Raw genomic sequence first — 22,811 nt, 5'->3', positions numbered from 1 at the left:
AATACCACCTTATTCGGTGGCATTTCCTCATTTTACTGCATGAGCTTTTTGCATCTTTTTAATTAAACGAATTTGTCCACGATGATTGATTTCATCTTCAAAAACGTGAAACCACTTAAAATAGTTATTTGCTGGTTTGTCATACCAAAAGTCTGTCGTTTTAAATAACCATTCATCAGGTAACGATTGAAAAGTCTCGATTGTTTTGGAACGTACTTCTTGTAATGTATTTATGTAAAATTCTATAGCGTTTCCTTTTATTTTCTCACGTCCAAGATCGCCTAATTCAATGCCAGGTAACCAGCGTTCTAATTCAGCCTCCGTTGGTTCACGGTCTTCAAAAGTATGAATCTGGTAGTAAAATTCAATAGCAGCCATATGATACAATAACATGCCAATTGAATTTGCTTCCTTATCATATAAATAATCAAGTTCTTCAATTGTTAAACTTTCCACTGCTTGCATTGTTGTATAGCGAGCGTAATTCATCATGGAAACAAGCTTTGAAAATTCTACATGTAAACCCTCCAATTTATCAATTACAAAATTCAATTAAAATTCCCCCTCTTTAAACGATGACTCCAGAGAAAGAATTCTATGTGCAGAGAAAAACTCCTTTTAAAAAGTTCATGATTTTAACAAGGAATCACAATTAGTTCCCGATTTGATTTTGTAATAACTTCATATCCGTCTTTTGTGATGACAATATCATCTTCAATTCTACAACCGCCCCAGTTTGGTATGTAAATACCAGGTTCAACTGTAACAACCATACCTTCTTCTAAAGTAGCCTGACTTTCTTGGGATAGGCGAAGAGGTTCATGTATTTCTAACCCAAGACCATGACCAGTAGAGTGTCCAAAGTATTGACCGTATCCATGTTCTGTAATGTAATCTCTCGTTATATCATCGATACTTTTCGCAGTTTCTCCAGGCTTAATTGCTTTAGTTCCACGTTTTAACGCTTCTCGTACAACATTGTATATCTTTTTGAATTCTTCTGATGATTCTCCGATTGCTACAGTACGAGTTATATCGGAACAATATCCATCGTAAAGTGCACCGAAATCTAATGTAACGATGTCGCCTCGCTCGATTATTTTATTTGATGCAACTCCATGAGGAAGTGAAGAACGAACGCCAGAAGCTACAATGATTTGGAATGAAGAGGATGTAGCCCCTTTTTTTCGCATGAAAAATTCCAACTCATCTCGTACATCATTTTCACTTATTCCTGGTTTTAGAAACGTAATGATGTGGTGAAATGCTTCGTCAGCAATATTAGCTGCGATTTTCATTGTTTCTATTTCCGGCATGTCTTTAATAATACGAATATTTTCGATGATTTCGCACACTTGAACCATTTCCACATGTACGCATTTTTGTAAGTTTTTATATTGTTGCAATGTCATGTTGTTCTCTTCAATTCCGAGTTTTTGAATGTTTAATTTTGATACTTGATTTGCAATTTCTTTTTCTAAATTTCCTGTATGCATAATAATTTCAGCATCTTTTATTTGTGATTTCGCTTGATCTACATAGCGAAAATCAGTTATAAAAACAGCTTTATCCGCAGAGATTAAGACGACGCCAGCACTACCTGTAAAGCCTGTTGCATATTGGCGATTTTCTTTTTTGGTAATGAGTAACCCGTCAATTTCATAGTTTTGTAGTTGATTTTGGATTTTATTAATTTTTAAAGTCATGTTAATTCCCCCTATTCACAGTATTTAATAAAGCAAATAGTGTGCCAAAATGTATATTTGAAGAAAGGATAGTAGGGAAAACATATATTTTAAGGGAGATAAGAAAATAGCCCGCCATTTGTGGGAGACGGTTTGTTTATAAAATTCAGATTGCTTCAATAAATAGCAGGGGGATGAAAAAATATTGATTGGAGTTACACTTGTACTTTATTTACATGCTTTAAAAAATTTATACAAATGTAAAATGACACTGTCAATTTTTTTGACAATATTGAATGGATATAGCAACTAAATTGAAAATAAATAAAAAATGCGTTGCTTATAAGCAACGCATTTTTGTATTTACGCTTTTAATTTCATTACAATATCAGCATCTGGTGTTACATATACGGTTTGCTGATTGTCGTACGTAACAAAACCAAGTTTTGCACCACTCGGTTTTTTCACATGGCGTATTTTAGTGAAATCAACAGGTACAGAGCTAGACTCTTTCGCTTTACTGTAATAAGCGGCAATTTTGGCAGCTTCTAGTAAAGTTTCTTCAGCAGGCTCTAAAGAACGAATGACAACGTGAGAGCCAGGTATGTCTTTCGTATGTAACCAAATTTCATCACGGCGGGCAAACTTCGTTGTTAAATAATCATTTTGTTTATTGTTTTTACCAACGAAAATCTCTGTGCCATCACTTGCTAAATATTTATCTAATACTGGCTTAGTAGGCTTTTTCTTTGCGTTTTTCGTTTTGCGATTGCGCACATAACCTTCTTCAGCTAATTCCTCACGAATTTCTTCAATATCTTTTGAAGAAGCAGCTTCCATTTGTTGAAGTAAGCTATCAAAATAAAGAATTTCTTCATTGGTTTTTTCGATTTGTTCTTCTACAACAACAACTGAATTTTTCGCTTTTTGGTACTTTTGGAAATAGCGTTGCGCATTGTCAGATGGTGTTTTTAAAGGATCTAATGTAATTTTTACAGTTCCGCTATTTTCGTCGTAATAGTTAACGACTTCAATATCTTTATCCCCTTTTTTCAAAGCGTACATATTGGCTGTAAGTAGTTCTCCAAATAGTTGATATTTATCTGCCTTTCCGGCATCTTGCAGTGTTTTTTCGAGTTTAATGAGTTTTTTCTCGTTTTTATTTTTTTCGTTTTGCATAAAGCGTTCTAAATCATGAGCTTGTTGTTTTACACGATCACGTTCTGCTTTGCCAAAGAAGAAACGATCTAACAATTCGCTCACTGATGAGAATGTTTTTTCTTCTCCTTGCAAGTGTGTAAGAGGGAAAAGATAAAAGAATTCTTTTCCATTTGCAGTAATCATTGCTGGTGTATATGCATGAGATAGTAATGGTGTTTGTATAGAGAAAAATGCTTCTGATAATGCTTTCTCGTTTACCATACCGGCTTTCTTTACTACTTCTTTTGCAAATAATGGGGATATTCCCATGAAAGCCCCGACGAGTTGTTTATCCATATTTCCAGATAGAAAGTCTAGCGGTCTAATAAAATCATCTGCGGTTTCAATTTGCAGAGGATTGATTTTATGTTGGGCTGGTGGCGCGACGTACTCAGCACCAGCATATACAGTTCGGTGACGGTTTACGGCTAATGAAACGTGTTTTAAGCTATCTAAAATCACGTTTGTTTTCGTATCTAATAAGATAATGTTGCTATGTCTTCCCATTATTTCAATTACTAATGTTTTTAATGATTCGTCTCCGATTTCATTACGACTGCGAACTGTAATTTGGATAATCCGTTCTAAGTCGATTTGTTCAATTTTTTCAATAAATCCACCTTCTAAATGTTTACGAAGAAGCATACAAAACATCGGCGGTATTGCTGGCGAATCGTAGTTTTGATTCGTTAAGTGCATACGCGCATATGTAGGATGAGATGAAAGAATTAGTTTTTGGTTCTTTCCATTCGCTCGAATATGTAATAAAATCTCGTATTTTGAAGGTTGGTATATTTTGGAAACCCTTCCCGTGTAAAGAGAATTTTCAATTTCATGTGTAATCGCTCTTGTAAATAATCCATCGAATGCCATTAATGAACACTCCTTTCTAACTAAAAGTTAATTATAGCATTTTTTTGGACGAGGCTGAATAAGCTTTCAATAGAGTATGTCTGGAATCAGGAGGTCGATGGCAGGATGAACTGGTATGGAATGCGAGCACATGAAGTGGAAGAAAGAACGAATACGAATGTAAAGGTTGGACTTACGGAGAAAGAAGCAGAAGGGCGAATTAAGAAATTTGGTACAAATGAATTAGAAGAAGCAAAAAGGCCTTCTGCACTAATGGTATTTTTAGCGCAATTTAAAGATTTCATGGTACTCGTTTTGTTTGGAGCAACAATTGTTTCTGCGTTTTTAGGTGAATACATTGATTCTATTGCTATTGTTGCCATTGTTATTATCAATGGTATTCTCGGCTTTTTTCAAGAAAGAAAAGCTGAAAAATCATTGGAAGCTTTAAAGGAACTAGCTGCTCCACAAGTTACTGTAATGCGGAATGGAAAGTGGGTAAAAGCACCATCTAAAGCACTTGTTTTAGGTGATATTATTAAGTTTTCCAGTGGTGATCGTATTGGGGCTGATGTGCGTCTTGTTGAGGCATCAAGTTTATATATTGAAGAGTCTGCTTTGACAGGGGAGTCCGTACCTGTGCAAAAGAAGGTAGAAGCATTGCAAGGGCAAGAGGTTGCAATTGGTGATCAAAAAAATATGGCTTTTATGGGGACAATGATTACGCGAGGATCTGGAACAGGTGTCGTTGTAGCAACTGGTATGAATACAGCGATGGGTCAAATTGCAAATATGTTACAAAATGCAGAGCAAATGGAAACACCACTGCAAAGAAGGTTAGAACAGCTCGGAAAAATATTAATTATTGTAGCTCTTATTTTGACAGCGCTCGTTGTATTGGCTGGTGTGTATCAAGGGAATGAAGTATATCATATGTTTTTAGCTGGCGTATCGCTAGCTGTTGCGGCTATTCCAGAAGGGTTGCCAGCAATTGTTACAGTAGCTTTATCACTTGGTGTACAGCGTATGATAAAAAAGAGAGCAATTGTACGAAAGTTACCAGCCGTAGAAACGTTAGGTTGTGCTTCCGTTATATGTTCTGATAAAACGGGGACAATGACGCAAAACAAAATGATGGTAACACATATGTGGTCAGGCGGAGAATTGTGGAAAGTGACAGGGCAAGGATATGAACCTAATGGCTCTTTTATGAAAGGTGAAATAGAAGTGAATCCAGCTAAGACAAAAGCACTTTATCAGCTACTTACATTTGGTTCACTATGTAACAATGCAAATATTATTCAAAAGAAAAAGGCGTACGTATTAGATGGAGATCCAACAGAGGGAGCGCTTGTAGCTGCAGCAATGAAAGCTGGGATTACACGTGAGGCATTGAAAGGGAAATTTGAAATTATTCGTGAATTTCCATTTGATTCAACTCGAAAAATGATGAGTGTTATTGTACGAGATCGAGAGGGGAAGAAGTTTATTGTTACGAAGGGAGCACCGGACGTTCTTTTGCAAATGAGTCAAACGATTTTATGGGGGGATAAGCAGCAGCCGTTAAGTGAGTTATATAGAAGAGAAGTACAGGCGGCTATTCATAGCTTAGGTAGTCAAGCGCTTCGAACAATTGCAGTTGCGTTTAAACCTTTAAAAGTCACGGATTCTATTGAACATGAAAGAGACGTTGAAAAAGATTTTATGTTGGTTGGGATACAAGGTATGATTGACCCGCCAAGGCCAGAAGTGGCGCAGGCGGTAAAAGAGTGTAAAGAAGCTGGTATTCGAACGGTAATGATTACAGGTGATCATAAAGTGACAGCAATGGCGATTGCTGAACAATTAGGAGTTTTGCCACCAGATGGACGCGTTGTTGAAGGCGTAGAACTCGCGAATATGGATGTGGAGGAATTAGAAAATGTTGTAGAAGATACGTATGTATTCGCTCGTGTATCACCTGAGCATAAATTAAAAATTGTTAAGGCACTGCAAAATCAAGGACATATAGTAGCCATGACAGGCGATGGAGTGAACGATGCTCCAGCTATAAAAACAGCGGATATTGGGATAGCGATGGGAATTACAGGGACAGATGTTGCGAAAGAGGCCTCTTCACTTGTTTTACTAGACGATAATTTTGCTACAATTAAATCAGCAATTAAAGAAGGAAGAAATATATACGAGAACATACGTAAGTTTATTCGCTACTTATTGGCGTCAAACGTTGGAGAAATTTTAGTCATGTTATTTGCGATGTTACTTGCATTACCACTGCCGATGGTTCCTATTCAAATTTTATGGGTGAACTTAGTTACTGATGGTTTACCAGCGATGGCATTAGGTTTGGATAAGGCTGAAGGAGATGTGATGAAGAGAACGCCGCGCCACCCGAAAGAAGGGGTATTCGCTAGAGGGCTTGCATGGAAAATAATAAGTCGAGGGTTTTTAATTGGGGCAGTGACGTTAGTAGCGTTTATTATTGCGTATAACCAACATCCAAATGAACTGAAATATGCACAAACTGTAGCGTTCGCGACGTTGGTACTTGCTCAGCTTATTCATGTATTTGATTGTCGTAGTGAGCATTCTGTCTTTCACCGCAATCCATTTGGGAACGTGTATTTAGTAGGGGCGGTTATCATTTCGTTACTACTCATGCTAGTGGTTATATATTATCCACCGTTACAACCGATCTTTAGCACAATGCCGATACAAGCAAGAGATTGGTTATTAATTGGAGGTTTGTCATCAATTCCGACTTTCTTACTAGTAGGTTCTTTATTAACAGGGAAAAAGGCGAAAAAGAAAAAGCCAATGTTATATAAGAAGGGATTAAACTTGAAATAGTCAATGTTATGAAAATGTGATATAATTTACAGAAGGTAGTAGAGCCTTGTCTCTATTACCTTTTTCATTGAGTTATTTTATGGCTTGGATGTGATAAAAATGATTTCTAGTATGACAGGGTTTGGAAGATCGAAAGTAGAAAGTGATACTTTTCAAATTACAGTAGAAATGAAATCGGTGAACCACCGTTTTTTAGAGATGAGTATTCGACTTCCTAAGCAAATGATGGTATTTGAGGACAAAATTCGTAAAATAATTGCACAGCAAGTTCGACGTGGACGCATTGAGGTGTCTATTAGTATAGCAGGTGAAGGACTTGTTGAAAGAAAATTAAGTGTGAATTGGTCACTTCTTGAGCAGTACCAATCGATGATGGAAGATATAAAAGGAAAGTTTCAATTACAAGATTCTATTACACTCGAGCAATTAATGGCAATGCCAGAAGTAACAGCAATTGAAGAAATAGAAAATGTAAATGAACATTTTGAGAACAGTTTATATGAGGCTGTTCGTCAAGCTGCTCATATGTTGAAAACGATGAGAGATGGCGAAGGAGAACGATTACATAAAGATATAGCGTATCGTTTACAAGAGATTAGCAATTGTGTAAATGCAATTATTCCACATGCACCAATTGTTACACAAAAATATCGTGAACGATTAGAAAATCGCTTAAAAGAATTACATAATCAAGAGTTAGATGAACAAAGATTGCTAACAGAAGTCGCAATCTTTGCAGAGCGTTGTGATATTCATGAAGAGTTAGTTCGTTTGCAAAGTCATTTAGAGCAATTTCATGAAACATTGCAGATTGAAGAGCCTGTTGGAAGAAAAATGGATTTCATCGTGCAAGAGATGCATAGAGAAATTAATACGATTGGTTCTAAGGCAAATGACTTAACAATTTCAAAATATGTTGTAGAAATGAAAAATAACCTTGAAAAAATTCGTGAACAAGTACAAAATATTGAGTAGCTTTCAAAAAATATATAAAGTTATACGTGGTGGAGAAATCGGATAGACTTACTAGGAGGCGCAAACTATGGCCATGCGGTTTTTAAATATTGGATACGGAAATATTGTATCTGCTCATCGAATTATTGCTATTGTAAGTCCGGAGTCAGCTCCTATTAAACGAACAGTACAGGAAGCACGCGAACATAATGCTTTGCTTGATGCTACGTATGGGAGAAAAACAAGGGCGGTTATTGTTATGGATGATGGGCATGTTGTATTAAGTCCAATTCAACCAGAGACGATTGCACATCGTTTGAATAATAAAGAAGATTTAAGTGAGGAAGGGTAGGTTTTACATATTTATGAGAAGTAGAAGAGGATTGCTCATCGTTCTTTCAGGGCCTTCTGGGGTTGGAAAAGGAACGGTTCGTAAAGAGCTGTTTAGCCATGAGGATACACGTTTTCAGTACTCTATTTCAGTAACGACACGTAAGCCGCGTGAAGGTGAAGTAGATGGTGTGGATTATTTCTTTAAAGAAAGAGAAGAATTCGAGGAAATGATTCGTAATGAAAGATTACTTGAGTGGGCTGAGTTCGTAGGTAATTATTACGGAACACCGATTGACTATGTTGAAAAAACATTACAAGAAGGAAAAGATGTATTCTTAGAAATTGAAGTGCAAGGAGCAATTCAAGTTAAGAAAGCTTTCCCAGAAGGTGTATTTATTTTCTTAGCACCTCCAAGTTTATCTGAACTAAAGAGCCGTATTGTCGGCCGTGGTACAGAGACTGAAGATGTTATTGAAAATCGTTTAACTGTAGCGAAAGAAGAAATCGAGATGATGGACGCTTACGACTATGTAGTAGAAAACGATCAAGTTGAATTAGCTTGTGATAGAATTAAAGCAATTGTGGTTGGCGAACATTGCCGCCGCGAAAGGGTAGCAAAATATTATAAAGAAATGACGGAGGGTCTATAATTATGTTAAATCCATCAATTGACTCATTACTACAAAAAATCGATTCTAAATACACACTAGTAACAGTGGCTGCAAAGCGTGCACGTGAAATGCAACTTGCTAATAACTGTGTTGTAGAGCAACCGGTTTCTCATAAGTGTGTAGGTAAAGCATTAGAAGAAATCGATGCGGAAGTATTAAGCTACGTACCAAGTGAAGATAAAGTTGCTGAATAAGCCTTTGCCTTCGACAAAATAAAACATAGACTTTATAATTTTCTATGTAACGGTAACAACCTATTTACAAGTAGGTTGTTATTTTTTTACGAAAGGAATGAAATATTGGTACTGACGAGCTGGGAATTCTATTTCAGTATTATAAGTTTGAAAAAGAAAGAGGACGAGTCATATGCTAAAAGGGAAAAAGATACTTCTATGTGTAACAGGAGGCATTGCGGTTTTTAAAGCAGCTGCGTTAACGAGTAAATTGACACAATCTGGCGCGATTGTAAAAGTAATGATGAGTGAGTCGGCAATGAAGTTTGTTACGCCTCTTACATTCCAAGCACTTTCTCGCCATGATGTATATACGGATACATTTGATGAGAAAGACTCGGCTGTTATTGCTCATATTGATTTAGCAGATTGGGCGGATGTTGTACTTGTCGCACCTGCTACTGCCAATTGTATTGGAAAGTTAGCTGGTGGTATTGCAGATGATATGATTACAACTACTTTGTTAGCTACTGCAGCTCCGGTATGGATTGCGCCTGCTATGAATGTGCATATGTATGAAAATAAAATTGTTCAAAAAAATATGATGACATTGAAAACGCTAGGATATACGTTTATTGAGCCTGGGGAAGGCTTTTTAGCATGTGGATATGTAGCAAAGGGACGACTAGAAGAACCTGAAGCGATTATCGCACGGTTAGAGGAAGCTTTCTCAGAACACAAACCATTGCAGGGAAAAAGAATATTAATAACTGCTGGCCCAACACGTGAAAAGGTTGATCCAGTTCGTTTTATGACGAATTTTTCTTCTGGAAAAATGGGGTATGCGATTGCAGAAGTGGCGGCGAATTTAGGCGCTGATGTTATACTCGTTTCAGGACCGACAGCATTAAATCCACCGTTACATGTAACGACAGTGCAAGTGGAATCTGCACAAGATATGTTAGAAGCAGTTCTTCAACATTATCAAAACGTAGACGTTGTCATTAAAACAGCAGCAGTTGCAGATTATCGTCCGAAATATGTTCATGATAATAAAATGAAAAAGCAAAATGGTGATGCTGTCATTGAACTCGAAAGAACGGTGGATATTTTAAAAACGTTAGGTCAGAAAAAGGATAAACAGTTACTTATCGGTTTTGCTGCTGAAACGACAAATGTAGAGGAATATGCAACGAAAAAACTACGTGAGAAAAATGCAGATATGATTGTCGCGAATGATGTAAAAGCGCAAGGAGCTGGATTTGGCACGGATACGAATATTGTAACGATGTATAGAAAAGATGGAAAAGTTATTGAGTTGCCACTTTTAATGAAAAAAGAGGTAGCTCGTGAAATATTAAAGCAAATTGAAATGATGTTAGAAGATGATCGTTTATGAAATTTGCAAGTGTAATTGTTGATGTACCTGCCCGTCAGACAGATCGACCATTTGATTACATTATCCCTAAAAAATGGGAAGATATTGTACAGACAGGAATGCGGGTAGTAGTTCCGTTTGGGCCAAGAAAATTGCAAGGTTTTATTATTGGGATTAAAGATTCGGTGGATGTAGAAAGTAAGAAGTTAAAGACGATCCATGAAATATTAGATGTAACACCGGTTTTAAATGATGAATTATTAAAACTTGGATATTGGCTTACAAGTGAAACGTTATGCTACATGATTTCAGCTTTTCAAGTGATGCTTCCAACTGCGATAAAAGCAACGTATAAAAAACGTCTACAACTTTGTAAACAGGAAGAAATAGCACCTGAAATACTATATTTATTTCAGGATAAAGAAGCAATTGATTTTGAAGTAATCGAGCAACAGCCACATTTATACCGGACTATTCAACAAGAAATTAAAAATGGTACGGTTGAAGTCGTTTATCAAGTGAAAGATAAAGTACAAAAGAAGAAGCAAAGAGTTGTTCAGCCGGAGTTGCCAGAAGATAAATTAGAATTAGCGGCATTTGAACTGAAAAGTAAAAAACAACAAGATGTACTCTATTATTTTGTGGAAAATTATAAAAGTGTACCGTTGAAAGTAATTACAGAAGAGTTACAAATAACAGATGCTCCAATAAAAGCACTTGTTAAAAAGGGATTCATTTCAGAAAAGTATGTGGAAGTATACCGAAATCCGTATGACGATGATGGTTTTGAACAAACGAAACCATTGCCACTTACGGAGGAACAAAAACAAGTTATTACACCGATTTTATCATCAATTACAAATGAAACTTATAATCCATTTTTACTATATGGTGTTACAGGAAGTGGAAAGACAGAAGTATATTTACAATCTATAGCAGCAGTGCTCGAGAAAGGAAAAGAAGCTATCGTTCTTGTTCCTGAAATTGCACTAACACCCCAAATGGTGGATCGTTTTAAAGGTAGGTTTGGCTCGCAAGTTGCAGTTCTTCATAGTGCGTTGTCTGTTGGAGAAAAGTATGACGAGTGGCGTAAGATTTTAAGAAAAGAAGTGAAAGTTGTAGTTGGTGCGCGTTCAGCCGTTTTTGCGCCTTTTGAGAATTTAGGGATTATTATTATTGATGAAGAGCATGAATCAAGTTACAAACAAGAAGATAATCCAAGGTATCATGCAAGAGATGTGGCTGTCTGGAGAGGGCAATACCATAAATGTCCTATCGTTCTTGGTAGTGCGACACCAACACTTGAATCGTTTGCAAGGGCGAAAAAAGGTGTTTATGAACTACTAACAATGGAAAAACGTATGAATGAACAAGCTTTACCAACGGTAGAGATTGTTGACATGCGAGAAGAACTTCGTGACGGGAATCGATCAATGTTTTCTAAGGCGCTGCATGAAAAAATAGCAGATCGATTAGAAAAGAAAGAACAGATGGTACTCTTCTTAAATAGAAGAGGTCATTCTACATTTGTTATGTGCCGTGATTGTGGGTATGTTGTACAATGTCCGCATTGTGATATTTCATTGACATATCATAAAATGAATCATCGTTTAAAATGTCATTATTGTAGTTACGAAGAAAATATGCCAACTGAGTGTCCAGCTTGTCAAAGTACATACATTCGTTTCTTTGGTACAGGTACACAAAAGGTAGAAGAAGAAATTACAAAACTATTTCCAGAGGCGCGAGTCATTCGAATGGATGTAGATACGACAAGTCGAAAAGGAATGCATGAAAAATTATTAAAGGCGTTTGGGGAAGAAAAAGCAGATATATTACTTGGAACACAAATGATTGCTAAAGGATTAGATTTTCCAAAAGTAACGCTTGTTGGGGTTTTAACTGCAGATACGATGCTTCACTTACCTGATTTTCGTGCAAGTGAAAAGACATATCAGTTATTGACGCAAGTAAGTGGACGAGCGGGTAGACATGAATTGCCAGGGGAAGTTGTGATTCAAACGTATACGCCAGAACATTACAGTATAGAGTTAGCGAAGAACCAACAATATGATGTGTTTTTTGACCAAGAAATGCAAATGAGACGAACAAGACAATATCCTCCATATTACTATGTTGTACTCGTAACCGTATCTCATCCTGAATTATTAAAAGCGGTACAAGTGACGGAAAAAATTGCCTCGTATTTACGAACGCATTGCTCGCAGCAAACAATGGTGTTAGGACCAGTTGCTTCAGCAATTCCAAGGATAAAAGATAGATATCGTTATCAATGCATGATAAAATACAAACGGGAACCAAACTTAAAGAACGTGCTCAAAATGGTAAATGAACATTATCAAGCAGAAATGCAAAAAGAGCTACAAATCTCAATTGATTTTAATCCAACAATGTTAATGTAGCGGAGGGAAATATGGCAGTTTTAGAAATAGTAAAGCATCCAAATGAAGTGTTAGAAACACCATGCGAAAGAGTAATTAACTTTGATAAAAAGTTAGTGAAATTGTTGAAAGATATGCATGAAACAATGTTAATTGCGGACGGAGTCGGTTTAGCTGCGCCTCAAGTAGGTGTAAGCTTGCAAGTAGCGGTTGTTGATGTCGATGATGATACTGGGAAAATCGAGTTAATCAATCCATCAATATTAGAAAAACGTGGTGAACAAGTAGGTCCCGAAGGATGTTTAAGCTTCCCGGGACTTTATGGTGAAGTAGAACGTGCGGATTATATTAAAGTAAGAGCACAAAATCGCCGTGGGAAAGTATTTTTATTAGAAGCGGAAGGATTTTTAGCGCGTGCAATTCAACATGAAATCGATCATTTACACGGTGTTTTATTTACATCGAAAGTGACAAGATATTATGAAGAAAACGAACTAGAATAGGTGTTAAAAGGAGCGGTTTTTAAATGATAAAAGTAGTGTTTATGGGAACACCGGACTTTTCAGTGCCGGTGCTTCGTCGTCTTATTGAAGATGGCTATGAGGTAGTAGGTGTTGTGACGCAACCTGATCGTCCAGTAGGTAGAAAAAAAGTATTAACACCTACACCTGTTAAAGTTGAAGCGGAAAAACATGGTATCCCTGTGTTACAGCCGTTAAAAATTCGTGAAAAAGATGAATATGAAAAAGTATTGGCATTAGAGCCAGATTTAATTGTAACAGCTGCATTTGGTCAGATTGTACCAAATGAAATTTTAGAAGCACCGAAGTATGGATGTATTAATGTCCACGCTTCTTTACTTCCTGAACTTCGTGGTGGTGCACCAATTCATTATGCAATTATGGAAGGTAAAGAAAAAACAGGTATTACAATTATGTATATGGTAGAAAAATTGGATGCTGGTGATATCTTAACGCAAGTGGAAGTGGAAATTGAAGAGCGTGAAACGACAGGCTCATTATTTGATAAATTAAGTGAAGCAGGAGCACATCTTCTATCTAAAACAGTACCTTTATTAATTCAAGGTAAGTTAGAACCGATTAAACAAAACGAAGAAGAAGTAACGTTTGCGTACAATATAAAACGTGAGCAAGAGAAAATTGATTGGACAAAAACAGGTGAAGAAGTATACAATCACATTCGCGGATTGAATCCATGGCCAGTTGCTTATACAACTTTAGCAGGACAAGTTGTTAAAGTATGGTGGGGAGAAAAAGTGCCTGTAACTGAACCGGCTGAAGCAGGTACGATTGTTGCGATCGAAGAAGATGGTTTTGTAGTAGCAACTAGTAATGAAACAGGTGTTAAAATTACTGAATTGCAACCTTCTGGTAAAAAGCGTATGAGTTGTTCACAATTTTTACGTGGAACAAAACCTGAAATTGGAACGAAGTTAGGAGAAAATGCATGAGACAAAATGTTCGTGAATTAGCTCTTGATGGTTTAATTCAAGTGGAAAAAAGTGGTGCATATAGCAACTTACTTTTAAATAATTTAATTGAAAAAAGTGCAATTGATAGAAAAGATATTGGTTTATTAACTGAAATTGTATATGGAACGATTCAACGTCGTGACACATTAGATTATTATTTACAGCCTTTTTTAAAAAAGAAGGTTGAGGCGTGGGTAAGAGTATTGCTTCGCTTATCTTTATATCAAATGATTTATTTAGACCGAGTGCCAGAAAGAGCGGCTATTCATGAAGCGGTTGAGATTGCAAAGCGTCGCGGGCATAAAGGAATTGCTGGTATGGTGAACGGTGTATTACGTTCGATTCAGAGAGAAGGTGTACCTTCTGTAGATGAAATCAAGGATCCAGTAGAACGGCTTGCAATTGCGATGAGTCATCCAGTTTGGCTTGTACAAGAGTGGACTTCTGCATATGGCTTAGAAACTGCAGAGAAAATGTGCGAAGTAAATATGTTACCTCCTGTACCTACAGCGCGTGTGAATGTTGATAAGGTAACGGTAGAAGAAGCGATTGAGTTGTTGGCAAGTGAAGGTATAGAAGCAAAACGTGGTGACTTGTCAGATGATGCAATTCAGATTGAAAGAGGAAATGTAGCGCATACAGAAGCGTTTAAAAAAGGATTTCTTTCTATTCAAGATGAAAGTTCTATGCTTGTAGCACGCGCTTTAGAACCAAATGAGGGAGAGACAGTTCTTGATAGTTGTGCGGCTCCTGGTGGTAAAACTACGCATATAGCTGAGCGTTTAAAGGGAACTGGTAAAGTAATGTCTCTTGATTTACATGCACACAAAGTACGTTTAATTAAACAGCAAGCAGAGCGACTTGGGTTAGAAAATGTCGAAACAAAAGCGCTAGATGCTAGAAAAGTGCAAGAGCACTTTTCAAATGAAACGTTTGATAAAATATTGGTAGATGCACCGTGTTCTGGATTTGGTGTAATTAGACGTAAGCCTGATATTAAGTTAGGAAAAGATAAAGGCGATAGTGAAAGATTATCGACGATTCAACTTGCGATACTAGAAAAAATAGCACCGTTATTAAAACAAGGCGGTCGTCTTGTTTATAGTACGTGCACAATTGAGAAAATAGAAAATGAACAAGTAATAGATAAATTTTTAAAAGAACATCCTGAATTTGAATGGGATACTACGATAAAAGAACGTATGCCAGAAAAATTAAGTCCATATATTAATGAAGGTCAAGTACAAATTTTACCGCATTATTTTGCAACGGATGGCTTTTATATTGCTTGTTTAAGGAAGAAGGTGTAGCATCATGGAAACGACTGTAAGAAAACAAAAGAAAAATGTAGAAACGAAGAAACCATCAATTTACTCTTTACAAATTCATGAAATGCAAGATTGGTTAAAGGAACAAGGAGAACCGAAGTTCCGCGCTGGACAAATTTTTGACTGGCTATATAAAAAACGTGTAAAAAATTATGAGGATATGTCAAACCTTTCTAAAGGATTGCGTGATAAATTGTCGAATTCCTTTGATATTACTACTTTAAACACGTTAGTAAAACAAACGTCTTCGGATGGAACGATTAAATTCTTATTCCAATTATATGACGGGTATTCTATTGAAACGGTATTAATGCGACATGAATATGGAAATTCCATTTGTGTAACAACGCAAGTTGGTTGTCGTATTGGATGTACGTTCTGTGCTTCGACGCTTGGTGGACTAAAACGAAACCTAGAAGCTGGAGAAATCGTAGCGCAAGTAGTAGAAGTTCAGCGTGCGCTTGATGAAACAGAAGAACGTGTAAGTTCTCTTGTTGTTATGGGAATTGGAGAACCATTTGATAATTACGATAATTTAATGGGATTCTTACGCATCACTAACCATGAAAAAGGACTTCATATTGGTGCTAGACATATGACTGTTTCGACGAGTGGAATTATCCCGAAAATTTATAAGTTTGCTGAAGAAGAACTACAAATTAATTTTGCGATTTCATTGCATGCTCCAAACTCAGAATTACGTTCAAAATTAATGCCGATTAACCGTGCTTATAAATTACCGGATTTAATGGAAGCTATTAAATACTATGTAAATAGAACAGGGCGCCGTATTACTTTTGAATATGGATTATTTGGAGGAGAAAATGACCAAGTTGAGCACGCTGAAGAGCTTGCTGCGCTCTTAAAAGGTGTAAAATGTCATGTAAACTTAATCCCGGTAAACTACGTACCTGAACGTGATTATGTACGTACACCACGTGAGCAAATTTTCTTGTTCGAGAAAACGTTAAAAGATCGTGGAGTGAATGTAACGATTCGCCGTGAACAAGGTCATGATATTGACGCAGCCTGCGGTCAGTTGCGTGCGAAGGAGCGCAAAGAAGAGACGAGGTGACGAGATGAAAGCCGTATTTCTATCGGATAAAGGAAAAGTTCGTCAACATAATGAAGATAGTGCAGGAGTTTTTCACAATTTAGATGGAAATGTTTTAGCGGTAGTAGCAGATGGAATGGGAGGTCATCGAGCTGGTGATGTAGCTAGCTCGATGGCCATTCAATTATTCCATGATTATTGGAAGCAAACGCATAATATGAATGAACCGAAAAAAGTAGAACAATGGTTACATACTAGTGTTGGGATTATTAATGAGCGTATATATGAATACGCTCAGCAAAATGTAGAATGTAATGGTATGGGAACAACGCTTATAATAGCTGTTTGTACAACAAGTTTTGTGACGATAGGGCATATAGGAGATAGTCGTTGCTATATGGTATCAGAAGGAGAAATGACGCTTGTAACGGAAGATCATTCGCTTGTAAATGAGCTTGTGAGACATGGTGAAATTTCAAAGGAAGATGCAGAGTATCATCCGAAAAAGAATGTGTTATTAAGAGCGCTAGGAACAGAAGAAAAAGTTGGATTAGATGTTAAAACGTTGGTGCTTGAGGAAGATGATCAATTACTTCTTTGCTCTGATGGGTTATCAAACAAAGTTTCTATTGATGATATGCAACAAATTTTACAGTTAAATGAACAGCTTGAAGGTAAAGGGCAGCGTCTCATTCAATTGGCGAATGATCGCGGTGGAGAAGATAATATCACACTTGTTCTTATTGATTATGCGGGTTCGACAAACGAAAGTAGGTGAAGTGCAACGTGCTGATTGGAAAACGCTTAAATGACCGTTATAAGCTACTGAAAATGATTGGTGGTGGCGGAATGGCCAATGTATATTTAGCTCATGATGATATACTTGGCCGAGATGTAGCGGTAAAAATATTAAGACTCGACTACTCAAATAACGAAGAGTTTATTAAACGTTTCCATCGAGAAGCGCAGTCTGTTACAACGTTGTCGCATCCAAATATTGTGAATATGTATGATGTCGGAGAAGAAGATGGTATATATTATCTTGTCATGGAATATGTACCCGGGCAAACATTGAAGCAATACATAATTGAGCGAGGTATGTTACCTATAGGAGAAGCTCTTGATATTATGGAGCAGTTAACATCCGCCATGGCACACGCCCATCATTTTGAAATTGTGCATCGTGATATAAAGCCGCACAATATTTTAATTCGAGCTGATGGAATAATAAAAGTAACAGATTTTGGAATTGCGACAGCTACAAGTGCAACAACAATTACACATACAAATTCAGTACTGGGTTCAGTCCATTATTTATCACCAGAACAGGCACGTGGCGGGATAGCAAATAAACAATCGGATATTTATTCTCTTGGAATAGTTATGTTTGAATTGTTAACAGGAAGACAACCGTTTTCTGGCGAATCTGCTGTTGCTATAGCTTTAAAACATTTACAAAGTGAAATCCCATCACCAAAAAGATGGAATGAAAATATTCCGCAAAGTGTTGAAAATATTATATTAAAGGCAACTGCAAAAGATCCTTTCCATCGATATCAATCTGCCAATGCGATGAAGCGAGATATTGAAACTGCGCTATATCCAGAGAGGATAAATGAGCAACCATTTTACATACCAGAAGATATGGAAGCGACGAAAGCGATTCCGATTATTCAACAAGAACAATTATTTGAAAATGTAAGTGATGAAACGATTGTTTTAAAAGGGAGTAAGGTGGAAGAACCGATAAGAGCAGAAGCAGCTGAGTTAGATAAGAAGAAAAAACGGAGTAACAAGTGGCTTAAAGTTTTAATTTCAACATTTTTATTTTTAGCAATAGGAATAACATTAGCGCTTACGGTTATTCCAGGATTATTTATTCCGAAAGATGTGAAAGTGCCTGATGTGGCTGGTATGAAATACACGACAGCTGTAAATACGTTAGTAGAAAAGGGCTTTGAGGTGACGGAGCCTAATATTGTATATACAGATGATGTTGAAGTTGGGGATGTAATAAAAACGGAACCTGTAGCAGGAAGAGTCGTAAAAGAAAACGCTAAAATTACTATCTATCAATCAGGTGGAAAAAAGAAAAGTAAGATGGCGAATTTCACAGGGCAAAACTTTGAGAGTGTAAAAGCTGAGTTAGAAGAAAAATATAAACAAGTTACAGTAAATTATATTGAAAATGATAAGCCGAAAGGTGAAATTGTAGAGCAAATTCCGACGCCTGATCAAATGGTTATAGAAGCGGAGCAAGAACTGAAAATCTGGGTAAGTAAAGGTCCTTATCAAATTAGACCAGGTGACTTTTCGGGGTGGACTGAAAATAGTGTAACTGGTTATTTGAATGAGAGAAAACTAACGTCAGATATAAAACGAGAGTACTCAGATTCAGTCGAAAAAGGACTTGTAATTTCGCAATTTCCAAAACCAGGTACACCATTAAAAGAGGGAGATAAAGTAACTATTATTATCTCTGATGGTCAAAAGCCTAAAGTGACTAAAACGGTAAAAGTGGACAATATCTCTATCCCATATGAGCCTGCTGTAACAGGTGAAAAAAAGCCGCAAACAATAGAAATTTATAAAGAAGACATGCAGCAAAAAATGGATAGACCGGTTGAAACGAGAACAATTACTGAATCAGCGACTATTTCTTTAGAATTTGTAATTCAAGAAGGTTCAAAGGGACACTATAAAATTGTACGAGATGGAGTAACGATTATTGATAAAGAAGTACCATATCCAACTCAATAATAGTGAAAGTCTACTTATTATTATTGCCTGTTATGCTGTCTACAAAGTGGACGGTATAGCAGGCAAAAATATATGATTCAAAAAGCTAGTAAAGTGATGCAGCTGTAAATATTTTTTTGCATTTAATGGAAGATTTAATGTATATTAGCGAAAGTATATATGGTAGGTTTTGAAATCGTTATTTGGAAAATTTAAATCCATTCATTTTTAAATTCAGCATCACCTTATACAAAAAAAGGAGAATTCTATGCCAGAAGGAAAAATTATAAAAGCTTTAAGTGGGTTTTATTACGTGCAGCATGAAGAAGGGGTTACGCAATGTCGTGGGCGAGGTGTATTTAGAAAAAATAAAATTACACCACTTGTAGGAGACCAAGTTGTTTTTCAGGCAGATAATCCAACTGAAGGTTATGTGCTTGAAGTGTTTGATCGAAAAAATGAACTTGTTAGACCTCCTATTGCTAATGTCGATCAAGCGATCCTTGTGTTCTCTGCAGTAGAACCAGATTTTAATCCTGGACTGTTAGATCGATTTTTAGTGCTGATTGAATATCATAACATTAAGCCAATTATTTGTATTAGCAAGATGGATTTAGTAGATGAAAAGATGAAAGCAACTGTTGAAGCTTATGCGAATGATTATCGTGAGATGGGTTATGATGTTTTATTTACTTCTATTAATACGTCAGAAAGTATTGATATATTAAAACCATACTTAGAAAATTGTGTTTCTGTTGTTGCGGGTCAATCTGGTGTTGGGAAATCTTCAATGCTTAATGTGCTACGTCCAGAATTAGAGCTGAAAACAAATGATATTTCCTCCCATTTAGGACGCGGGAAGCATACGACAAGACACGTAGAATTAATTGCAATTGGGAGTGGACTAGTAGCAGATACACCGGGTTTTAGTTCACTAGATTTCATTGATATAGAAGTAGAAGATCTTACATATTGTTTTCCAGAGTTGAAAGAAGCGAGCCAATACTGTAAATTTAGAGGGTGTACACATCTTTCTGAACCGAAATGTGCTGTGAAAGCTGCGGTTGAAGAAGGGAAGATTACAGAATATCGCTATAAGAACTATAAACAATTCGTAGAAGAAATTAGAGAGAGAAAGCCGAGGTATTAGTTATGATTAAAATTGCACCATCGATTTTATCAGCAGATTTTTCAAAATTAGGGGAAGAGATTAAAGATGTAGAAAAGGGCGGAGCGGATTACATTCACGTTGACGTAATGGATGGACATTTCGTACCAAATATTACGATTGGACCATTAATTGTAGAAGCTATCCGTCCAATTACATCATTACCATTAGATGTACATTTAATGATTGAAAATCCTGATAACTATATCCCGACTTTCGCACAGGCGGGAGCGGATATTATTACTGTTCACGCAGAGGCGTGTCCACATCTGCATCGTACAATTCAGTTAATTAAATCTCACGGTATTAAAGCGGGCGTTGTATTAAATCCACATACGCCAGTTTCAGTGATTGAGCATGTATTAGAAGATATAGATATGGTATTACTTATGACAGTAAACCCTGGATTTGGTGGACAGAAGTTTATCCATTCTGTATTACCGAAAATTAAACAAGTTGCAGACATGGTGAAAGAGCGCAATCTAGAAGTAGAAATTGAAGTTGATGGTGGTGTAAATGCTGAAACAGCAAGACTTTGTGTGGAAGCAGGAGCAAATGTACTTGTAGCTGGATCAGCAGTATACAATCAAAAAGACCGCGGTGAAGCAATTCGCGTAATTCGTGGGTAGTGATGAACTTTTATCCTAGTAAGGTATTCATAGGATAGGGTAAAAATATGTAAAAAGGCAATCTACCGAATGGCAGATTGCCTTTTTACAATGGAAGGGGAAGAAAAAATGATTATTCATATTTTGGCAGGAGGACCTTCGGAATATTGCGCAGATTTTGCTCGATATGAGAATGAGGAAGTAGTGTGGGCTGCGGTTGATAGGGGAGTATACCGTCTATTAAAGAAAGGGATTACCCCGGCTGTTGCGTTTGGAGATTACGATTCAGTTACTGAAGAAGAATTAGTATGGATGGGACAGCAAACGAACGAATTACATATTGTTCCGCGGGAAAAAGATCAAACGGATTTAGAAATTGCAATCAACTGGGCATTAGGACAGAAGCCGGCACTAATTCGTATTTTTGGTGCTACCGGTGGAAGACTTGATCACGGTTTGGCAAATATACAAATGCTTTTAAAAGGGTTAGAAGTAGAGATAGAAATGTGTATTGTGGACAATAAAAATGAAATAACAGTTAAAAAAGTGGGTACACATATAATTGAAGAAAATAAAAATTTTCCTTATGTATCTTTTGTACCAGTTACTGAAATAGTGGAAGGGATTACATTGTTTGGTTTTAAGTACCCTCTTACTAATAAAACAATAGAGTGGGGATCAACACTTTGTATTAGTAACGAACTCGTTGAGGAAAAAGGTACTTTTTCATTTACTTCTGGCATATTAATGTTGATAAGAAGCACTGATTGAAGAAACAATTTTGCTCCTTACATCATATAGTGACCAAGTGGAGTAATGGGGATTAGGAGGGAAACCATGAGATTTTATACAATTAAGTTACCTAAATTTCTTGGTGGAATTGTTCGTGCAATGTTAAATACCTTCAAAAAAGATTAAAAAAGCACCTATCACCGGTGCTTTTTCCATTGTTATAGTAAAAAAAGAGCCTATCGGCTCTTTTTTTTATTATTAAACACGTTCGATTTTGCCAGATTTTAATGCTCTAGCAGAAACGTAAACACGTTGAACTTTTCCGTCGATGCGTACGCGAACTTTTTGAAGGTTAGCGCCCCACTTACGTTTTGTAGCGTTCATTGCGTGAGAACGAGAGTTACCAGAACGAGCTTTTCTTCCAGTAATAGCACAAACACGAGCCATTTATATTTCCCTCCCTTGATACCTTACCATACGTAATTTTTCAATGTTAGTCTTTTATGCGATGCTAAAAACACTACTATAATTTAACACAACTAAAAAGAGAATGCAACACCGTAGAAAAAAGAAATCAAGAAAATTTACTTGACACTATATGTCAATGAAGAAAAGTTAAAATCCATAAAAATTGCTTGACATATTATAGTGGTACATGTTGTATAATAACAATGGACTATTTTGCTCATCATAAAAAAGTGTAATTTAAAACATAAAATATGAGAGTGAAAAGAAAGAACGATGGAATTTTCTTTAAAAAGATTATATGATAGTAACTAAAGTAGTCTAGCTCACTTTCACCATTTATGAAGGGGGAAACGAGATGTCAATTGAAATTAAAACGAAGTACGGTCAAATTGATATTAGTACAGATGTAATTGCAACAATTGCTGGAGGTGCCGCGGTAGATTGCTACGGTATCGTAGGTATGGCATCAAAAAATCAGTTAAAAGATGGATTAACAGACATTTTACGAAAAGAAAACTTCACTAGAGGTGTTATTGTTCGTAAAGATGAAGATGAAGTACATATTGATATGTATATTATTGTGAGCTATGGTACGAAAATTTCAGAAGTGGCACATAATGTGCAGACGAAAGTGAAATATACACTAGATCAAACTGTAGGACTAGCAGTAGATTCTGTAAACATCTACGTACAAGGAGTTAAAGTAATAAACTTGTAATGTGCA

At 36.5% G+C, this 22,811-nt stretch carries 22 protein-coding genes; 18 read left to right on the top strand and 4 right to left on the bottom strand.

Annotation, left to right across the window (positions count from 1 at the left end):
• Positions 1 to 27 precede the first annotated feature (27 nt).
• From BCG9842_RS19285 to BCG9842_RS19275, 3 genes are all read right to left on the bottom strand, one after another.
• The gene (locus BCG9842_RS19285) at positions 28 to 552 is read right to left on the bottom strand and encodes a DinB family protein (protein WP_001012056.1); all 525 of its coding nucleotides are present in this window, start codon (positions 550 to 552) and stop codon (positions 28 to 30) included.
• A gap of 83 nt (positions 553 to 635) precedes the next feature.
• A complete protein-coding gene (locus BCG9842_RS19280) occupies positions 636 to 1,706 on the bottom strand; it encodes a M24 family metallopeptidase (protein WP_000172798.1) in 1,071 nt (356 codons plus the stop codon).
• 342 nt (positions 1,707 to 2,048) lie between these two features.
• A complete protein-coding gene (locus BCG9842_RS19275; protein ID WP_000863290.1) occupies positions 2,049 to 3,758 on the bottom strand; it encodes an Rqc2 family fibronectin-binding protein in 1,710 nt (569 codons plus the stop codon).
• A gap of 105 nt (positions 3,759 to 3,863) precedes the next feature.
• On the opposite strand from BCG9842_RS19275, the gene BCG9842_RS19270 reads away from it, so the two are divergent.
• From BCG9842_RS19270 to spoVM, 17 genes are all read left to right on the top strand, one after another.
• Positions 3,864 to 6,587, top strand: coding sequence for a calcium-translocating P-type ATPase, SERCA-type (locus tag BCG9842_RS19270; protein WP_001104763.1), 2,724 nt, complete (start codon positions 3,864 to 3,866; stop codon positions 6,585 to 6,587).
• Positions 6,588 to 6,686: 99 nt separating this feature from the next.
• Entirely contained in the window at positions 6,687 to 7,562 is an 876-nt protein-coding gene (locus BCG9842_RS19265; protein ID WP_000625867.1) for a YicC/YloC family endoribonuclease, read from the top strand.
• 67 nt (positions 7,563 to 7,629) lie between these two features.
• Positions 7,630 to 7,893 carry an extracellular matrix/biofilm regulator RemA gene (remA, locus tag BCG9842_RS19260; protein ID WP_001251456.1) on the top strand — a complete coding sequence of 88 codons (264 nt, stop codon included), beginning with the start codon at positions 7,630 to 7,632 and terminating at the stop codon, positions 7,891 to 7,893.
• A 13-nt stretch (positions 7,894 to 7,906) separates the two neighbouring features.
• Positions 7,907 to 8,524: a guanylate kinase gene (gmk, locus tag BCG9842_RS19255; RefSeq protein ID WP_001257742.1), complete on the top strand. Its 618-nt coding sequence runs from the start codon at positions 7,907 to 7,909 to the stop codon at positions 8,522 to 8,524.
• Between the two features lie 2 nt (positions 8,525 to 8,526).
• The gene (rpoZ, locus tag BCG9842_RS19250; protein ID WP_000933962.1) at positions 8,527 to 8,739 is read left to right on the top strand and encodes a DNA-directed RNA polymerase subunit omega; all 213 of its coding nucleotides are present in this window, start codon (positions 8,527 to 8,529) and stop codon (positions 8,737 to 8,739) included.
• Between the two features lie 172 nt (positions 8,740 to 8,911).
• Positions 8,912 to 10,117: a bifunctional phosphopantothenoylcysteine decarboxylase/phosphopantothenate--cysteine ligase CoaBC gene (coaBC, locus tag BCG9842_RS19245; RefSeq protein WP_000911744.1), complete on the top strand. Its 1,206-nt coding sequence runs from the start codon at positions 8,912 to 8,914 to the stop codon at positions 10,115 to 10,117.
• Complete coding sequence (gene priA / locus BCG9842_RS19240; protein WP_000666722.1) at positions 10,114 to 12,519, top strand: primosomal protein N'; 2,406 nt, start codon at positions 10,114 to 10,116, stop codon at positions 12,517 to 12,519. The genes coaBC and priA overlap by 4 nt, the downstream gene beginning before the upstream one ends.
• An 11-nt stretch (positions 12,520 to 12,530) precedes the next feature.
• Complete coding sequence (def, locus tag BCG9842_RS19235; protein WP_000279470.1) at positions 12,531 to 13,001, top strand: peptide deformylase; 471 nt, start codon at positions 12,531 to 12,533, stop codon at positions 12,999 to 13,001.
• A gap of 23 nt (positions 13,002 to 13,024) precedes the next feature.
• Positions 13,025 to 13,969 (top strand): methionyl-tRNA formyltransferase, encoded by a 945-nt coding sequence (gene fmt / locus BCG9842_RS19230; RefSeq protein ID WP_000598805.1) that lies wholly within the window; start codon positions 13,025 to 13,027, stop codon positions 13,967 to 13,969.
• Complete coding sequence (gene rsmB, locus BCG9842_RS19225) at positions 13,966 to 15,300, top strand: 16S rRNA (cytosine(967)-C(5))-methyltransferase RsmB (protein WP_001249661.1); 1,335 nt, start codon at positions 13,966 to 13,968, stop codon at positions 15,298 to 15,300. Before fmt ends, rsmB begins: the two co-directional genes overlap by 4 nt.
• A 4-nt stretch (positions 15,301 to 15,304) precedes the next feature.
• Positions 15,305 to 16,393 carry a 23S rRNA (adenine(2503)-C(2))-methyltransferase RlmN gene (rlmN, locus tag BCG9842_RS19220; protein ID WP_000450548.1) on the top strand — a complete coding sequence of 363 codons (1,089 nt, stop codon included), beginning with the start codon at positions 15,305 to 15,307 and terminating at the stop codon, positions 16,391 to 16,393.
• 4 nt (positions 16,394 to 16,397) lie between these two features.
• Positions 16,398 to 17,150 carry a Stp1/IreP family PP2C-type Ser/Thr phosphatase gene (locus BCG9842_RS19215; protein ID WP_000648709.1) on the top strand — a complete coding sequence of 251 codons (753 nt, stop codon included), beginning with the start codon at positions 16,398 to 16,400 and terminating at the stop codon, positions 17,148 to 17,150.
• Positions 17,151 to 17,158: 8 nt separating this feature from the next.
• Positions 17,159 to 19,132 carry a Stk1 family PASTA domain-containing Ser/Thr kinase gene (pknB, locus tag BCG9842_RS19210; RefSeq protein WP_000904750.1) on the top strand — a complete coding sequence of 658 codons (1,974 nt, stop codon included), beginning with the start codon at positions 17,159 to 17,161 and terminating at the stop codon, positions 19,130 to 19,132.
• A 247-nt stretch (positions 19,133 to 19,379) separates the two neighbouring features.
• The gene (gene rsgA / locus BCG9842_RS19205) at positions 19,380 to 20,261 is read left to right on the top strand and encodes a ribosome small subunit-dependent GTPase A (protein ID WP_001113932.1); all 882 of its coding nucleotides are present in this window, start codon (positions 19,380 to 19,382) and stop codon (positions 20,259 to 20,261) included.
• 2 nt (positions 20,262 to 20,263) lie between these two features.
• Positions 20,264 to 20,908 carry a ribulose-phosphate 3-epimerase gene (rpe, locus tag BCG9842_RS19200; RefSeq protein ID WP_000589970.1) on the top strand — a complete coding sequence of 215 codons (645 nt, stop codon included), beginning with the start codon at positions 20,264 to 20,266 and terminating at the stop codon, positions 20,906 to 20,908.
• Positions 20,909 to 20,977: 69 nt separating this feature from the next.
• Positions 20,978 to 21,658, top strand: coding sequence for a thiamine diphosphokinase (locus tag BCG9842_RS19195; protein ID WP_000752665.1), 681 nt, complete (start codon positions 20,978 to 20,980; stop codon positions 21,656 to 21,658).
• A 66-nt stretch (positions 21,659 to 21,724) separates the two neighbouring features.
• On the top strand, positions 21,725 to 21,805 hold the full coding sequence (spoVM, locus tag BCG9842_RS19190; protein ID WP_001213599.1) for a stage V sporulation protein SpoVM: 81 nt from the start codon (positions 21,725 to 21,727) through the stop codon (positions 21,803 to 21,805).
• 72 nt (positions 21,806 to 21,877) lie between these two features.
• On the opposite strand, the gene rpmB is transcribed toward spoVM, so the two are convergent.
• Positions 21,878 to 22,066 (bottom strand): 50S ribosomal protein L28, encoded by a 189-nt coding sequence (gene rpmB / locus BCG9842_RS19185; protein ID WP_000124776.1) that lies wholly within the window; start codon positions 22,064 to 22,066, stop codon positions 21,878 to 21,880.
• A 376-nt stretch (positions 22,067 to 22,442) separates the two neighbouring features.
• Between rpmB and BCG9842_RS19180 the strand changes: the two genes are divergently transcribed.
• Complete coding sequence (locus tag BCG9842_RS19180) at positions 22,443 to 22,805, top strand: Asp23/Gls24 family envelope stress response protein (protein ID WP_000021109.1); 363 nt, start codon at positions 22,443 to 22,445, stop codon at positions 22,803 to 22,805.
• The last annotated feature ends 6 nt before the right edge of the window (positions 22,806 to 22,811 follow it).

Origin of the sequence: Bacillus cereus G9842 (assembly GCF_000021305.1) — a bacterium.
Lineage (GTDB): Bacteria > Bacillota > Bacilli > Bacillales > Bacillaceae_G > Bacillus_A > Bacillus_A thuringiensis_S.
This window is presented reverse-complemented; position numbering and strand designations above follow the sequence as displayed.

Bases quoted from the DNA above. Each gene is read 5' to 3' on its own strand.
- BCG9842_RS19280 (WP_000172798.1), bottom strand. From the start codon at position 1,706: ATGACTTTAAAAATTAATAAAATCCAAAATCAACTACAAAACTATGAA.
- BCG9842_RS19275 (WP_000863290.1), bottom strand. From the start codon at position 3,758: ATGGCATTCGATGGATTATTTACAAGAGCGATTACACATGAAATTGAA.
- BCG9842_RS19270 (WP_001104763.1), top strand. From the start codon at position 3,864: ATGAACTGGTATGGAATGCGAGCACATGAAGTGGAAGAAAGAACGAAT.
- BCG9842_RS19265 (WP_000625867.1), top strand. From the start codon at position 6,687: ATGATTTCTAGTATGACAGGGTTTGGAAGATCGAAAGTAGAAAGTGAT.
- remA (WP_001251456.1), top strand. From the start codon at position 7,630: ATGGCCATGCGGTTTTTAAATATTGGATACGGAAATATTGTATCTGCT.
- gmk (WP_001257742.1), top strand. From the start codon at position 7,907: ATGAGAAGTAGAAGAGGATTGCTCATCGTTCTTTCAGGGCCTTCTGGG.
- rpoZ (WP_000933962.1), top strand. From the start codon at position 8,527: ATGTTAAATCCATCAATTGACTCATTACTACAAAAAATCGATTCTAAA.
- coaBC (WP_000911744.1), top strand. From the start codon at position 8,912: ATGCTAAAAGGGAAAAAGATACTTCTATGTGTAACAGGAGGCATTGCG.
- priA (WP_000666722.1), top strand. From the start codon at position 10,114: ATGAAATTTGCAAGTGTAATTGTTGATGTACCTGCCCGTCAGACAGAT.
- def (WP_000279470.1), top strand. From the start codon at position 12,531: ATGGCAGTTTTAGAAATAGTAAAGCATCCAAATGAAGTGTTAGAAACA.
- fmt (WP_000598805.1), top strand. From the start codon at position 13,025: ATGATAAAAGTAGTGTTTATGGGAACACCGGACTTTTCAGTGCCGGTG.
- rsmB (WP_001249661.1), top strand. From the start codon at position 13,966: ATGAGACAAAATGTTCGTGAATTAGCTCTTGATGGTTTAATTCAAGTG.
- rlmN (WP_000450548.1), top strand. From the start codon at position 15,305: ATGGAAACGACTGTAAGAAAACAAAAGAAAAATGTAGAAACGAAGAAA.
- BCG9842_RS19215 (WP_000648709.1), top strand. From the start codon at position 16,398: ATGAAAGCCGTATTTCTATCGGATAAAGGAAAAGTTCGTCAACATAAT.
- rsgA (WP_001113932.1), top strand. From the start codon at position 19,380: ATGCCAGAAGGAAAAATTATAAAAGCTTTAAGTGGGTTTTATTACGTG.
- rpe (WP_000589970.1), top strand. From the start codon at position 20,264: ATGATTAAAATTGCACCATCGATTTTATCAGCAGATTTTTCAAAATTA.
- BCG9842_RS19195 (WP_000752665.1), top strand. From the start codon at position 20,978: ATGGCAGATTGCCTTTTTACAATGGAAGGGGAAGAAAAAATGATTATT.
- spoVM (WP_001213599.1), top strand. From the start codon at position 21,725: ATGAGATTTTATACAATTAAGTTACCTAAATTTCTTGGTGGAATTGTT.
- rpmB (WP_000124776.1), bottom strand. From the start codon at position 22,066: ATGGCTCGTGTTTGTGCTATTACTGGAAGAAAAGCTCGTTCTGGTAAC.
- BCG9842_RS19180 (WP_000021109.1), top strand. From the start codon at position 22,443: ATGTCAATTGAAATTAAAACGAAGTACGGTCAAATTGATATTAGTACA.